The organism is Methylobacterium organophilum (assembly GCF_022179465.1).
Lineage (GTDB): Bacteria > Pseudomonadota > Alphaproteobacteria > Rhizobiales > Beijerinckiaceae > Methylobacterium > Methylobacterium organophilum.
The window spans coordinates 337,051-349,931 of record NZ_BPQV01000003.1; the positions used below are offsets into that span (position 1 = coordinate 337,051).

General features: G+C 73.6%; 11 protein-coding genes. 3 read left to right on the forward strand and 8 right to left on the reverse strand.

Annotated features, from left to right (window positions below; all coding sequences use genetic code 11):
• Positions 1 to 488 precede the first annotated feature (488 nt).
• The 7 genes from MFF21_RS07040 to MFF21_RS07070 form a co-directional block, all read right to left on the reverse strand.
• Complete coding sequence (locus MFF21_RS07040; RefSeq protein WP_142586155.1) at positions 489 to 869, reverse strand: hypothetical protein; 381 nt, start codon at positions 867 to 869, stop codon at positions 489 to 491.
• A 161-nt stretch (positions 870 to 1,030) separates the two neighbouring features.
• Positions 1,031 to 1,369 carry a hypothetical protein gene (locus MFF21_RS07045; RefSeq protein WP_012752981.1) on the reverse strand — a complete coding sequence of 113 codons (339 nt, stop codon included), beginning with the start codon at positions 1,367 to 1,369 and terminating at the stop codon, positions 1,031 to 1,033.
• An 87-nt stretch (positions 1,370 to 1,456) separates the two neighbouring features.
• Positions 1,457 to 2,011: a hypothetical protein gene (locus MFF21_RS07050; RefSeq protein ID WP_012752980.1), complete on the reverse strand. Its 555-nt coding sequence runs from the start codon at positions 2,009 to 2,011 to the stop codon at positions 1,457 to 1,459.
• A gap of 64 nt (positions 2,012 to 2,075) precedes the next feature.
• Positions 2,076 to 5,336 (reverse strand): efflux RND transporter permease subunit, encoded by a 3,261-nt coding sequence (locus tag MFF21_RS07055; protein ID WP_012752979.1) that lies wholly within the window; start codon positions 5,334 to 5,336, stop codon positions 2,076 to 2,078.
• A gap of 14 nt (positions 5,337 to 5,350) precedes the next feature.
• A complete protein-coding gene (locus MFF21_RS07060; RefSeq protein WP_012752978.1) occupies positions 5,351 to 6,700 on the reverse strand; it encodes an efflux RND transporter periplasmic adaptor subunit in 1,350 nt (449 codons plus the stop codon).
• A gap of 134 nt (positions 6,701 to 6,834) precedes the next feature.
• Complete coding sequence (locus MFF21_RS07065; RefSeq protein ID WP_012752977.1) at positions 6,835 to 7,209, reverse strand: hypothetical protein; 375 nt, start codon at positions 7,207 to 7,209, stop codon at positions 6,835 to 6,837.
• A gap of 468 nt (positions 7,210 to 7,677) precedes the next feature.
• Positions 7,678 to 8,151, reverse strand: coding sequence for a helix-turn-helix domain-containing protein (locus MFF21_RS07070; RefSeq protein WP_153874036.1), 474 nt, complete (start codon positions 8,149 to 8,151; stop codon positions 7,678 to 7,680).
• A gap of 34 nt (positions 8,152 to 8,185) precedes the next feature.
• Between MFF21_RS07070 and MFF21_RS07075 the strand changes: the two genes are divergently transcribed.
• From MFF21_RS07075 to MFF21_RS07085, 3 genes are all read left to right on the forward strand, one after another.
• The gene (locus MFF21_RS07075; protein WP_153874037.1) at positions 8,186 to 9,190 is read left to right on the forward strand and encodes a DUF6634 family protein; all 1,005 of its coding nucleotides are present in this window, start codon (positions 8,186 to 8,188) and stop codon (positions 9,188 to 9,190) included.
• 226 nt (positions 9,191 to 9,416) lie between these two features.
• A complete protein-coding gene (locus MFF21_RS07080) occupies positions 9,417 to 10,751 on the forward strand; it encodes a metallophosphoesterase (protein WP_012752974.1) in 1,335 nt (444 codons plus the stop codon).
• A gap of 601 nt (positions 10,752 to 11,352) precedes the next feature.
• Positions 11,353 to 12,234 (forward strand): metallophosphoesterase family protein, encoded by an 882-nt coding sequence (locus MFF21_RS07085; protein WP_142585969.1) that lies wholly within the window; start codon positions 11,353 to 11,355, stop codon positions 12,232 to 12,234.
• A 163-nt stretch (positions 12,235 to 12,397) separates the two neighbouring features.
• On the opposite strand, the gene MFF21_RS07090 is transcribed toward MFF21_RS07085, so the two are convergent.
• On the reverse strand, positions 12,398 to 12,799 hold the full coding sequence (locus MFF21_RS07090; RefSeq protein WP_009865682.1) for an ArsR/SmtB family transcription factor: 402 nt from the start codon (positions 12,797 to 12,799) through the stop codon (positions 12,398 to 12,400).
• Positions 12,800 to 12,881: the final 82 nt, after the last annotated feature.

Here is a 12,881-nt window from a genome sequence, read left to right on the forward strand (position 1 = left end):
CCTCAGGCGCGCGAACCTGCGCCCGTCCCGCTTGAACAGGGTCCTGCCGCGGGGGGGCGGTCTCCGCGTCGCGGCCCCCGACCAGGCCGGGCTCAAGACGGCCGACCTGGGCGGGGCGAAGCTCGTCGGCGCGCGTTTCTTCGGTCCGCAGGTCCGGGGGCGAACCCGCGCGGAGCCGACCGGAGCGGGGCCAGGACCGGCCGCGACTTCGGCGGGGCGAGCGCCGGCGGCGCGCTCCGCGCCGGCCCGCGCGGCGACGCCGCCGTCCGGAACGCTGACGCGAGCGGGGCCGGCCTGCGCCGGCGCAAGGGCTGGGACGCGACCCCGGATTGCGACGCGCTCGTCGCGAACCGCGCCGGGACCGACCCGGCCCACCGGACCGCCCCGGCGGATCGGTCCGACGCCTCTCCGAACGCCCGTCCCGCGCGGGCGCGAGGCCGCGTCGGCGTCCGTGCGTTCCGGGGGCAGGGCTCCGATCCCGCGGGCCGTTACCCTCCCTGGATCGCCTCTCCGTACCGGAACGTGGCGGAGCCGCCGTCCATCCTCAGCGTTCCGGACCCGGCGAACGAGCTCGTCCCGTCGGCCGACCCGGTGCCGCGCTGGCCATTGGAGCAATTTGCCCCGACGGATGCCGGCAGCCCCGCCCCGGACGGATGAAACAGGCCGCTGCAGGTCGTCCGCCCGTCGGTCGCGTAGAACTCGCGCCGCAGCAGCCGGGTGGTCACGCTGCCCGTGAGGCGCTCCCCCGACGGGAGATGCAGGGTGAACGGGACCGTCGCGTAGCCCGGAACATCGGGCACGTGCAGGCAGCCCGTCACGCCGGTGGCCAGCCCCCAGGCACACGCGAACCTCCTCCAGCCGATCATCACGATCCCTCCCCGCCCGTGCCGGTCCGACCGACGCCCGCGCATGGCCCGGCCGCGGATGGGCGCCGGCCGTTGCGCTCGCCGCCTTCGGCGGCCCGGATCCCCGGATTGCCCGCAGCGGCGTGGCCGCTGCACCGCCCCGACCGGCCCGGTGCCGAACCCGGCTAGATCCCGGGGCCGCGCAGTCGATGGTAGAGAGCCCTGACGGCATCCATGTAGTCCTGACCCGGGTTCTTGGCGCAGAAGGTGCGCAGGAAATGGACTTGGGCCTGAAGCGGGACGGACGGCGGTGTCAGGTCCAGGTCTTCATCGATTCCTGCCGGCGCACGAATCAGCGCTCCGCTCATGAAACCTTGCGCCCAGGCGAAGAAGTACAGCTCGGCAGCTTGGTTCGCGGAGATCTCCTGGTTGAACGCTGCGCAGGTCTGGGCGCCGATGCCGACGATCTTGGCCGTCGATCCTGCCTGCGCGGACATCACGACCATGACGCCGAGGGCCACCATCACTGTTCGTCGCATCGATGCTCCCCGTCGCTCCAGTTTCGTAGGATGAGCCGGAGCCAGCGCCGTCGAACGCCGGCCGGTGGGTGGTCATGGCGCCATCCGGCGGTCCCGGGATTCGAGCAGGTCGGAGGTATGGCGGGCGGCGGGGTGGCCGGTCGCCGCCTCGTGCGCCGACGAGCATTTCTCGTAGAGCTCGCCCGCGGCGACCATGACGATGCGTTTTCCGCCGCCTTCGGCGGGGCGGACCGCCAGGAGCGTGCGCCCCGCCGGCCACGTCACGGCGTTCGGCAGCCCGGCCTCCTGCGGCTCGCCGTAGCGCCGCACCCCCTCCCGGTAGATCGCCGCGTAGGCCGGCACGAGCTCGGCCTCCGCGAAGGGGCGGCTGAACCAGATGACCTGCTGCAGACCCTCGTCCCCGCAGACCTCCAGGACGACCTGCTCGGTATCGGGCCCGGAGGCCGGCGCCCGGCCCTGGAAATAGAACAGGGCCGTGACGTTCCCCTCCCGATCCGCCATGGACGGTTTCGGCACGGACGTCAGCGGACCCCAACGCAGGCCGAAGGGTGCCTCCCCGGCAAGCGCCCCCGGGATGCCGGCCGCCCCCAGGAACGCGGTGGCGAGCGCACGACGAAACGTCCGCATCACGGGGCTCCCCCTCGGGTCCGTCGCGACCGCGCCTCGCCGGTCCGGGGATGCATGGCCCGGGTCACTCGGCCGCCTGCCGGAGCCGCGCCCGCGCGCCGGCCGAAGCCTCCTCGGCCCGGCGCGGGGAGCGCGCGACCTCCTCGCCGCCGAAGCGCGCGTACAGGGCCGGCAGGACGACCAGGGTCAGCAAGGTGGCGCTGATCAGGCCGCCGATGACCACGGTCGCGAGCGGCCGCTGCACCTCGGCTCCGGTCTCGGTCGCGAGCGCCATCGGCACGAACCCGAGCGAGGCGACCAGCGCCGTCATCGCCACCGGCCGCAGCCGGGTCATGGCGCCCTCCAGGATCGCCTCGCGCCGCGGCCGCCCTTCCGCGACGAGCTGCTTGATGAAGGTCAGCATCACCAAGCCGTTCAGGACCGCCACGCCCGAGAGCGCGATGAAGCCCACCGCCGCCGGCACCGAGAACGGCATGCCCCGCAGCCACAGGGCCGCGATGCCGCCGGTCAGCGCCAGCGGCACGGCGCTGAACACCAGCAGCGCGTCCCGGGGCGAGCCCAGCGCCGAGTAGAGCAGCAGGAAGATCAGGGCGAAGCAGACCGGCACCACGATCATCAGGCGCTTGCGGGCCGAGGCGAGGTTCTCGAACTGGCCGCCCCAGGTCACGTCGTAGCCCGAGGGCAGCCGCACCTGGCTCGCGACCTTGGCCTGCGCCTCGGCGACGAGCGAGCCGATGTCGCGCCCGCGGACGTTCGCGGTCACGACCACCCGGCGCCGGCCGTTCTCGCGCGAGACCTGGTTCGGCCCTTCCGCGACGGAAAAACTCGCGACCTGCTTCAGGAGGACCGACGCGGCGCGCCCGTTCGGGCCGGGCGGCAGCGGCACCGGGATGTTCTCCAACGCCTCCCGGTTCTCGCGCACCTTGTCGCTGAGGCGCACGACGATGGGAAAGCGGCGGTCGCCCTCGAACACCAGCCCGGCGTCCTTGCCGCCGATGGCCGCCCCGATGACCTCCTGGACGGCGCCGGTGCTGAGCCCCAGCCGCGCCGCTTCCGCCTTGTTGATCTTGATCTCCAGGAAGGGCAGGCCCGCCGTCTGCTCGACCTTGACGTCCTCGGCCCCGTCGATGCCCCGCAGGATCTCGGCGATCTGGTCGGCCGCCTTCGTCATCGGCCCGAACTCCTCGCCGAACACCTTCACGGCGAGGTCGCCGCGGGCGCCCGCCAGCAGCTCGTTGAAGCGCAGCTGGATCGGCTGGGAGAACTCGAACACGTTCCCGGCCAGGGCGCCGACCGCCTTCTCGATCTTCTCCTGGAGCTCGGCCTTGGACAGGTCCGGGTCCGGCCACTCCTCCTGGGGCTTCAGGATCACGAAGGTGTCCGAGGAGTTCTGCGGCATCGGGTCGGACGCGACCTCGGCGGTGCCGGTCTTCGAGAAGACGTAGGCGACCTGCGGGAAGCGGCGGATCGCCTGCTCGATCTTGAGCTGCATCGCCTGCGACTGCGACAGCGAAGTCGAGGGGATGCGCAGCGCGTTCATGGCGATGCTCTTCTCGTCGAGCGTCGGGATGAACTCGGCGCCGAGCCGGGTGAAGAGCAGGCCGGCCCCGGCCAGCAGCAGCAACGCCGCGACGATGAACACCATCGGCGCCCGCACCGCCCCGGCCAGCACGGGCCGATAGGCCCATTTGAGGGCGCGGATGATGACATTGTCCTTCTCGGTGACGCGCCCGGTGATCACGATGGCGATCAGGGCCGGCACGAAGGTCAGCGACAGGACGAAGGCGGCGGCCAGCGCGATGATCACGGTCAGCGCCATCGGCTCGAACATCTTGCCCTCGACGCCCGTGAAGGTGAGGAGCGGCACGTAGACGAGGATGATGATCGCCTGCCCGTAGAGGGACGGCTTGATCATCTCCTCGGCCGAGGCCCGCACCGTGGCGAGGCGCTCCTCGGTGTCGAGGGTGCGACCGAGACCGTGCTGCTTCTCGGCGAGATGACGCAGGGCGTTCTCGGTGATGATGACCGCCCCGTCGACGATGAGGCCGAAGTCGAGGGCGCCGAGGCTCATCAGGTTGGCCGAGATTTTCGCCTCGACCATGCCGGTCATGGTCATCAGCATGGCGACGGGGATGACCAGCGCCGTGATGATGGCGGCCCGGATGTTGCCGAGCAGCAGGAACAGGATGACGATGACGAGGGCCGCGCCCTCCGCGAGGTTCTTGGCCACGGTCCTGATGGTGGCCTCGACCAGGAGCGTCCGGTTGAGGACCGTCTGGACCTCGACGCCGGGCGGAAGCGACTTGCGGATCTCCGTCATCTTGGCGTCGACCGCGGCCGCGACCGTGCGGCTGTTCTCGCCGATCAGCATCAGCGCGGTGCCGACGACGACCTCCTGCCCGTCCTCGCTGGCCGAGCCCGTGCGCAGGTCGCGCCCGATCCGGACCTCGGCGATGTCCTTGATCCGCACCGGCACGCCGCCGCGGGTGGTGACGAGGACGTTCTCGATCTCCCCCATGCTCTCCAGGCGCCCGGCCGCGCGCACGACGTAGCCCTCGCCGTTGTCCTCCAGGTAGCGGGCGCCCTGGTTGGCGTTGTTGGCCTCCAAGGCCCGCGCCACGTCGGAGAAGGAGAGGTCGAGGGCGGTGAGCTTCGTCGGGTCCGGCTGGACGTGGTACTGCTTCTCGAAGCCGCCGATGCCGTCGACGCCGGCCACGCCCGGCACGGTCTTGATCTGGGGCCGGATGATCCAGTCCTGCACCGTGCGCAGGTACGCGGCCCGCTCCAGCTCCGTCCTGAGCCGCTGGCCTTCCGGGGTCAGGTAGCTGCCGTCCGGTTGCCAGCCCGGCTTGCCCGCAGGCGACACCGTCCGCTCGTCCGGCTTCGCGTAGTGGATCGACCACATGTAGATCTCGCCGAGGCCCGTCGAGATCGGGCCCATGCGGGGCTCGGCGTCGGGCGGCAGGTCCTGCTTGACCTGGGACAGGCGCTCGGCGACCTGCTGGCGGGCGAAGTAGATGTCGAGCTTCTCCGCGAAGACCGCGGTGACCTGCGAGAAGCCATTTCGCGATAAGGACCGGGTGTATTCGAGGCCCTTGATCCCGGCGAGCGCGGTCTCGACCGGGTAGGTGACCTGCTTCTCGATGTCGATTGGCGAGAGCGAGGGCGCGACCGTGTTGATCTGCACCTGGTTGTTGGTGATGTCGGGGACCGCGTCGATGGGCAGCTTGGTCAGGGCGTAGCCGCCGAAGCCGGCGGCCAGCAGCGACAGCAGCAGCACCAGCCAGCGCTGGTGGACCGAGAAGTCGAGGATGCGGGAGATCATGGGCGGGCTCTCGCTCAGTCGTTGTCGCCGGTCGCGGCCTTGCCGAGCTCAGCCTTGAGGAGGAAGGAGTTGGCGACCGCGATCTCGTCGCCCGGCCTCAGGCCCGAGACGACCTCGTAAGCATCGTCGTCGGAGCGCCCGAGCTCGATCTCGCGCTTCTCGAAACCGGTGGCCGTGCGCACGAAGACGACCTTCTCGCCGGCGACGGTCTGGATCGCGGCCTTCGGAACCCGCACCTTGACCGCATCCTGGCCGACCTCGACCTCGGCGGTGACGAAGGTTCCGGGCCGCCAGGCCATGTCCCGGTTCGGCAGCCCGACGATGACGCGGGCGGAGCGTGTGTCCGGGTTCAGGATCGGGCTGACGAAGATCACCTTGCCTTCGGCCTGCTTGTCGGCGTCGCCCTGGCTCGGGGTGACCAGGACCCGCGCGCCTTCCTTGACCTTGGCCAGTTCGGTGGTTGGCACCGCCAGTTCGATCCAGACGGTGGACAGGTCTGCGACCGTATACAGGTCGTCCGGGTCGCCCTGACCGCCGACGTCGGTGCCGAGGTCGACCTTGCGCTCAACCACGCGCCCGCTCAGCGGTGAGCGCAATTCGTAGCGGCGCAGCGTCGAGGTGTTGGGCGTGGTCTCGTCCCGTTTGGCCGCGCTCGCCACCTCGGCGGCGTTGAGGCCGAGGGCGGAGAGCTTCTGCCGGGCGAGGTCGACGCGAAGCTGCGCCTCCGAATAGACGGCCTTGGCATTGAGGAAGGCCGATTCGGCCGAGATGCGCTTTTCCCAAAGCGCCTGCTGCCGATCGAAATTGGTCTTCTCAAGCTCTGCCTTCACTGAGGCGGTGAGATACTCGCTCTTGGCGTCCGCGACCTCGCGGCTGTCGAGCACCGCGACGACCTCACCCTTCACAACCTCCTCGCCCAGGCGCTTGCGCATCTCGGCCACAATCCCGACCACGCGCGCGGGCACCCGGGCGATCCGGTCGGCGTCCGGCGCGATGGTGCCGGGAACGAGAAGGTGGCGCGCGAGCGTGCCCCCCTCCACCGTCACGACCGTGATGTCCTGCCCGGAAACCTGCTCGGGCTGCATCTTGATCACGGTCGGCTCGGCCTCTCCCCCACCCTCCCCGTGCGGATGCTTGGCGGTCGCAGGCCCGGTCTCCGGCTTCGCCCCTCGCGGGCGGGGATGCTCGCCCGCGGGCTCCGGGACGTCGGTCTCGGAGGAGGGCTGACCGGCGGCGGGCGCCGGGTGGATCCTCGGGACCCCGACCGAGGCGAGGGCGTCCTGGACGAATTCGGACACGCGGGGAACGGCACCGCCGATGGCGATGCCGGTGGCCAGGATGACCACGGACAGGAGAATGCGCATTGAGCCTGACTCGACCGGGACGCCGCTTGCCCGCCTGCGCGGCGGTGACGGTCGATCCCGCATGTTCACGTAAGGTGATCGACTGGCCCGGCGGATCGCCGGGCGGCCCGTGCCACCTCGGTGGCGCGGTCACCTCAGGCGCGAGGAGGCCTCGACAGCCGGTCCGGCCAGGTCGACGCGAGCGCGCCGACGGACCGGGACCGGTTGGGCTGGGCAGCCGCCGCGGGCGCCGTCGCGGGAGCGGCGTCCGCGGTGATGGCCTGGTGGCAGCTGCAATGCACGTGACAGGTCACGCCCGGATCGGACGTGTCGGTCGCGGAGCCGTCGGCCGGCGCGACCACCGAGAGTTCCGTCCCGGCAGGTGCCTTGCCGTGGTACGCGAAATCGGCTGCCAGGCCCAGGTCGGGAGCGGCGATGAGCAGGACGAGCACGAGCGCGAGCAGGCGCAGGGCGGTCACCGACCAGCCACGCCCGGCGTCGAAGCTCTTCTGCCGCATCCCGAGGGTCATCCCCGTCCTTATGGCGATTCGAGGCCGCGGATACAATCGGGTTCGTCGCGGTGCGGCGTCGGATCCCAGGCGGTGTCTCCGTACGCCGCCCGCCAATCGTCGTCGCGACGATGAGAGACGTGGTGCCCGCGGCGGCCCTGGCCGCCGTCCGGCATCATGGCGGTCCCGCGGCCCGCAGGGCGGGCGTCATGGTTTCGGGAGGCCGGGTTCGCCGCGGCCTCGAACGGAGGCACCGCCGGCCGTGGCGGCATGCCCCGCTCCCGGCGGTACCCTCACCGGCGGGCACCCCGGCGCCGGGCCGCGGGCGCACCGGCCGGACGCCGCCCCGGCTCGGGCCCGCGATGCGCTCACCAGGGCCGCCGGCGGGACCCCGGGACGGATTGGCCGCGGGATGACCGAGGCGCGTCGACCGGACCCCGCCGGACGCCGCCCGTGGCCGAAGGGCGGAGGCGGCCCGGCCCCGGGGCCTCACGGGCGGTCGGAGGGCGCCTCGTTCTTGCGGGGCGAGCGCGACCTTCGGTCGAGCTCGGACCGCGCCATCCCCGTCACGACGCCCGTGGCCCCGTCCCCGTGCACGAAGCGGGCGCCCTGCCCTTCCAGGGCCTGCCGGAGCCGCAGGGCCAATCCCTCGCTGAGGTCGGAGAACGCGTTCTCGTAATCGTTGATGCTCTTCTTCGACACCATCGACAGCTCGCGCAGATCGGATTGCGAGAGCCCGAGGAGGGCGCGCGCCGCTTGGCACAGGTACCCCGGCACCGGTTTTTCCGGTGGATAAGCATTAACCTTCGGGAACAGCAGCAGGTCATGGTACGGCTCTCCGCATTGAAAAAGCTTTATACCAATGATATAATTCCATTCGATTTCAGACGAGACGGTTTCGTGGCTGTCGGTGGACTTGGTGTCCGCGGACGGCTTCGGGCGTGCATGCTGGGGGTCTGCCATGATCGCTGCGTTCTTCGGTGCCGACGGACGTTCCGTGAGTGCCCATGCTGTCCTCGTGGCGACGCTCGCCGCCGCCGCCGGGCGGCCGGCGACGCTGGCGCGGATCACCCGGCCGGCCGAGCCGCGGCTGCCTCGCGGCACGAGGTTGCCGGACGCCGTCCGCGTTGTCGAGCTTCAGGCCGCCTCGGCCGAGGCGGCGGTGCAGGCCGCCTGCGAGGCCGCGACGGCCCGGGACCGCGAAGGCTGGCTGATCCTCGACCTGCCCGCCGAGTGCCTCGCCGCGCCGTCCCTGCGCGCGCATCTCGACGCGGCCGTTCTGCCGGTCGGCCCCACGCCGCTCGACGAACACTTCGCGGCCGCCGTGCTGGGCGACCCGCGCCTCGTGCCCCCCGTTCAGGCCGGGCCCCCGGCCCCGGTCTGGCTGCTCGGCTGCGGCCGCTCCGGCGGCGAGCCCGCCGTGGCGCGCTTCGAGCGCTCGATGCGCGCGGCGGTCCGAACCGGCGCTCCCGACGCGGCCGATGCGATCCGGGCCTTGCCGGTCGCGCTGCCGCGCCTCGGCCCGTCCGACGCCGCCGGCCTCGTCGTGGGCACCCTCACGTCCCGGCTCCTCTGCCAGGGCCTCCACCTCATCGCCGCCATCGAGGCCGCCGCCCGGCACCCCTCCGCCGCCCCGTTGCGACGGCAGGACCTGGCCGAGAGCCTCGGCCCGGCGCCGTCCGCCGGCGGCGGCGCGGACCACCGCGACACGGGCGAGCGCCTCCGCGACCTCGCCGAGGCGCTGGAGGCCATCGAAGAGGGCGCGGGGCCGTCGCCGCAGGACCTGGCGGACGCGCCCCTGCTGGAGGATTGGGACGTCGGGCTCCGGGCCGTGAGGGCCTTGACCGGCGTCGTCTCGGGGCACCCCGACTTCCCCCGGCCGTGCCGGATCAGGACCTCCGAGGTCTACGCCTCGGACGGGCGGACCTGGGTCCGGACCTATTCCCGCTGGTACAGGCTCGGGAGAGCGGTCGGCGACACGGCGCCCACGACCCTGCAATAGGCCGGCCCCGGCCGACGGCGCGACGCCGCGGCAGACCGGGCTGCGGATCACCCCCGCCTGACGGCGGGAGGCACCGCCCTCCCCCGGACCGTGCGCCGTCGGCCTCGCTGTCGGCCGGGAGCCGGCCGGCGTGGCCACGCCCGGTCGCGGCCGGCGCGCCAGCGTCCGCCGCCCACCCCCGCCGTGCGCCGGAGGCGCACCCTCCCCTCGCCTGGAGCCGCCGCCCATGACGGAGTCCCCGACTTGCCCCGCCGGACAGGGGCACGCCGCCCCTGCCGGCGCCCGCCGCGCCACCGGCCCGGACGTCCGGGCGCGGCAAGGCCCGGCCATCCTCCGCCTCTGGCGCGTGGTGCCCGCGACCGGGCTCCGGCCGGCCACGGCCGAGGCGCTGCTGGCCACGCTCCGGACCTGCGCGCCGCCCACCCGCCATCGCTCCTGGGGCGAGGCCCTCGACGGCGACGCCGCCGCCCTGACCCGCGTCGCGGTCACGGTCCTGCGGGTCTGCGGCCCGGAGAGCCGCCTGACGGACCTCGTCGCGAGCGCGCTCCTCGCGCAGGCGCTGCGGGGCGAGCCGGCCGCCGCGGCGCTGCTCGCGCACGCCCTGCGCCGGCTCGGCGAGCGTCGCCCGGGCGAGCCCCACCTCGCCCGGCTCGCCGCGTCCTGGGACGCCTGGGCGCCCCCGCCCGGGGACCGAGCACCGGGGGCCGCCGCGGGCGCTCCCGCCCGCGCCGCGCCGGAAGGGCGCGGCGACCGGTCCCGTCCCCCCGCCGGAAAGGAACGCGGCTTGCGCCTCTGGATCCTGTCTGACCTGCACCGCGACGTCGGCCTGCCCTGGACGCCCGCCGAGATCCCGGACGCCGACGTGGCGGTCGTGGCCGGCGACGTTCGGGAGGGCCTGGTCGAGAGCGTCACCTGGCTCGCGCACGTCATCCGCCCGCACATGCCGGTGGTGTGCGTGGCCGGGAACCATGAATTCTATCGGCGGACCTTCGTCGAGGAGCTCGCGCGCGGGCGGGCGGTCGCCGCGAACCTCGGCGTGCACCTGCTGGAGGACGACACCGTCGTGATCGGCGGCGTCCCCTTCTCGGGATGCACGCTCTGGACCGACTACGACCTCGACGGCCCCGACCTGCGCGCCGCCTCCATGGAGGATGCCCGCCGGGGCATGAACGACCATCGGCTGATCAGCTTCCAGACCAAGCCCCGGTGGATGCGCTTCCGGCCGGAGGAGGCGCTCGCCGTCCACCGGGTCTCGCGGGCCTACCTGGAGGGCGCACTGGCCGCTCCCGCGGCCGCGCCGCGTCGGCCGCACGTCGTGGTGACCCACCACGCGCCGAGCGCCCGCTCCGTCGCGCCCGCCTTCCGAGGCAAGCCCCTCAACCCGGCTTTCGCCTCGCGGCTCGACGCCTTCGTCGAGCAAGCCGGCCCGACCCTCTGGGTGCACGGCCACACCCACGCGTCGATGGACTACCGGCTCGGCGAGACGCGGGTGCTCTGCAATCCGAAGGGCTACGGCGGCGAGAATCCCGCCTTCGACCCGGCCCTGGTCGTGGAGGTCTGACGCCGCCAAGCCCGCGGATCGACGGCGGTTCCGCATGCCCCGCGTCCGGCGGGCGCGCCGCCCTGCCCCCGCGCGTCCTTCACCCCCTTTCCCCGGGAGCCCGATGACGAAGATCCCGCCCAACCTCGCGCGCCCGGTCGTCCCGAGGCGGCTTCCGCGCGGCCTGTGCGCGGGACCTGTCCCGGAGGGGCGCGACGCTGCCTCGCCGCGCCGGCTCGCGGCCGATGCGGCGGCCGCGTCGGCGCTCGGCACGGTCGGCACGGCGCGGGCCTCGAACCCCGAGGCCCCGGAATTCCCGCGGCCGGCGCCGGTTCTGCCGCCCCCGGACGGCGTCGCGATCCAGGCGTTGCGCCGACGCGGCGGCTTGGTCCGCCGGTCGCGCCCGGCTGCCGAGGCCGTGCCGCGCGTGCGGGAGCGCGGCCGGGGGTCGCTCGGGACGAGCCCGCTGACGGCGCCGCCCCCTGCGCCCGCGCTGGAAACGCCCCCGCGGGGCCGGCCGGGCCCGCTCCCCGCGCGCCCGCCGTTGCCGGTGGGCCCCGGGCACGCCGGTCGGGCGCCGGAGACCGCGCGCGGGCCCGGCGGCGGCGGGACGCCCGCGGGGATGCGCCTGTGGATCCTCTCGGACCTGCGGGTCGATCGGGCGCCCTACGAGCTTCCGCACCCTCTGCCGGAGTTCGACGCGCTGCTCGTCGCCGGCGACGTCTGCACCGGCATCGAGGCCGCGTTGGCTTGGCTCGCCCGGGCGCTGGACGGGCGCCAGGGAAGCCGGCCCGTGGTGATGGTGCCGGGCAACGCGGAGTACTGGTCCGACGTCCCCATGGTCGAGGCGCTCGCCCGGGGCCGCGCCCTGGCGCGGGAGCTCGGTCTCCATCTCCTCTCGGACGCCTGCGTACGCCTCGACGACGGCCACGGCCGCGGCGTGCACGTGGTCGGCGCAACCTTGTGGACGGACTGGGCCCTGCATGGGCCGGCCCGCGCCCGCCTCGCGCGAGGGTATGCCCGGCATCACTGGCCGGATGCCCGCCGCATCCGCCTGCGCGCCGGCCGTGACTGGTCGCCACCGGACGCCGCCGGGGCCCACGCCCGCTCGCGCGCCTACCTGGAGGACGCGCTCGGCTCCATCGCCTACCAGGAGGTCGGCTTCCGGGCGACCGCGACGTCCGTCGTCACCGGCGTCGCGCGCGGGGACCGCGCCGTGGTGTTGACCCACCATGCCCCGTCGCGCCGCTCCCTGGCCGCGGATTGGCCCGGCTGGCTCGGCGACGAGTGGGTCGCCGCCGCCCTCGTCTCCGACCTCGAACCGCTGATGAGCGGCTGGGGCGCCCCGAGCCTCTGGGTCCACGGTCACGTCCCGAGCCGCGCCGACTACAGGCTGGGCCGGACCCGCGTCGTGGCGAACCCCACACCGGGGCGGTACCGGGGCCCATCAGCACGGCCTGACGGCCGCGGTTGCCATGCGGGCCCCACCCGAGCTCCCACGTGAGCCCGGCTCCCCTACACCGGTTCCGGCGCCATCGGCCGACAGGATCCGGCGTGGTCACCCGATGACGGGACGGGCGCCCGCCCGGGCCGGAACCGCGGCGCCCGGGTTCCGGGTTGCGGCCCGGGACCCGCCACGTGGGCCCATGCCCGGTCGGTGGCTACGGCTAGCAAGAGCCGCCGCCGCACCCGATCTCCGTGCAGGCCACCACGCCCCGGGCGGTGTCGGCCACGAGCTCCTCGGTGAGGCGTAGCAGGCTCTCGACGCGCGGGTCGCTGAGGCGGTAGCGCACGAAGCGCCCCTCCTGCTCGCGCAGGACCAGCCCGCAATCGTACAGGCAGCCCAGGTGGTTCGAGACGTTCGACTGCGTCAGCCCCGTGGCCTGCACGATCTCCGACACGCTCAGCGCCCCGGGGCGCAGCGCCTCCAGGATGACGAGGCGCGAGGGATCGGACAGGCCGCGGCAGAGCTTGGCCATGTGTTCGGCCTTCCGGCGCAGGGCCGCCGGCGCAGCGCTGCGCTGGGGTCGAGCACGCCGCCCGGGCAGGAGGGTCTGGTCTTCAGCCATGCTTGGACATCGTCATTCGCTGATATGTGGCGCGACGCCTCTCGATCCCCAGCCCGGCCAGCCCGTGCGGCGCGTCGATGCC

Coding starts and splice junctions, on each gene's coding strand:
- MFF21_RS07045 (WP_012752981.1), bottom strand. CDS start 1,369: ATGGTGGCCCTCGGCGTCATGGTCGTGATGTCCGCGCAGGCAGGATCG.
- MFF21_RS07050 (WP_012752980.1), bottom strand. CDS start 2,011: ATGCGGACGTTTCGTCGTGCGCTCGCCACCGCGTTCCTGGGGGCGGCC.
- MFF21_RS07055 (WP_012752979.1), bottom strand. CDS start 5,336: ATGATCTCCCGCATCCTCGACTTCTCGGTCCACCAGCGCTGGCTGGTG.
- MFF21_RS07060 (WP_012752978.1), bottom strand. CDS start 6,700: ATGCGCATTCTCCTGTCCGTGGTCATCCTGGCCACCGGCATCGCCATC.
- MFF21_RS07065 (WP_012752977.1), bottom strand. CDS start 7,209: ATGACCCTCGGGATGCGGCAGAAGAGCTTCGACGCCGGGCGTGGCTGG.
- MFF21_RS07070 (WP_153874036.1), bottom strand. CDS start 8,151: ATGGCAGACCCCCAGCATGCACGCCCGAAGCCGTCCGCGGACACCAAG.
- MFF21_RS07080 (WP_012752974.1), top strand. CDS start 9,417: ATGACGGAGTCCCCGACTTGCCCCGCCGGACAGGGGCACGCCGCCCCT.
- MFF21_RS07085 (WP_142585969.1), top strand. CDS start 11,353: ATGCGCCTGTGGATCCTCTCGGACCTGCGGGTCGATCGGGCGCCCTAC.
- MFF21_RS07090 (WP_009865682.1), bottom strand. CDS start 12,799: ATGGCTGAAGACCAGACCCTCCTGCCCGGGCGGCGTGCTCGACCCCAG.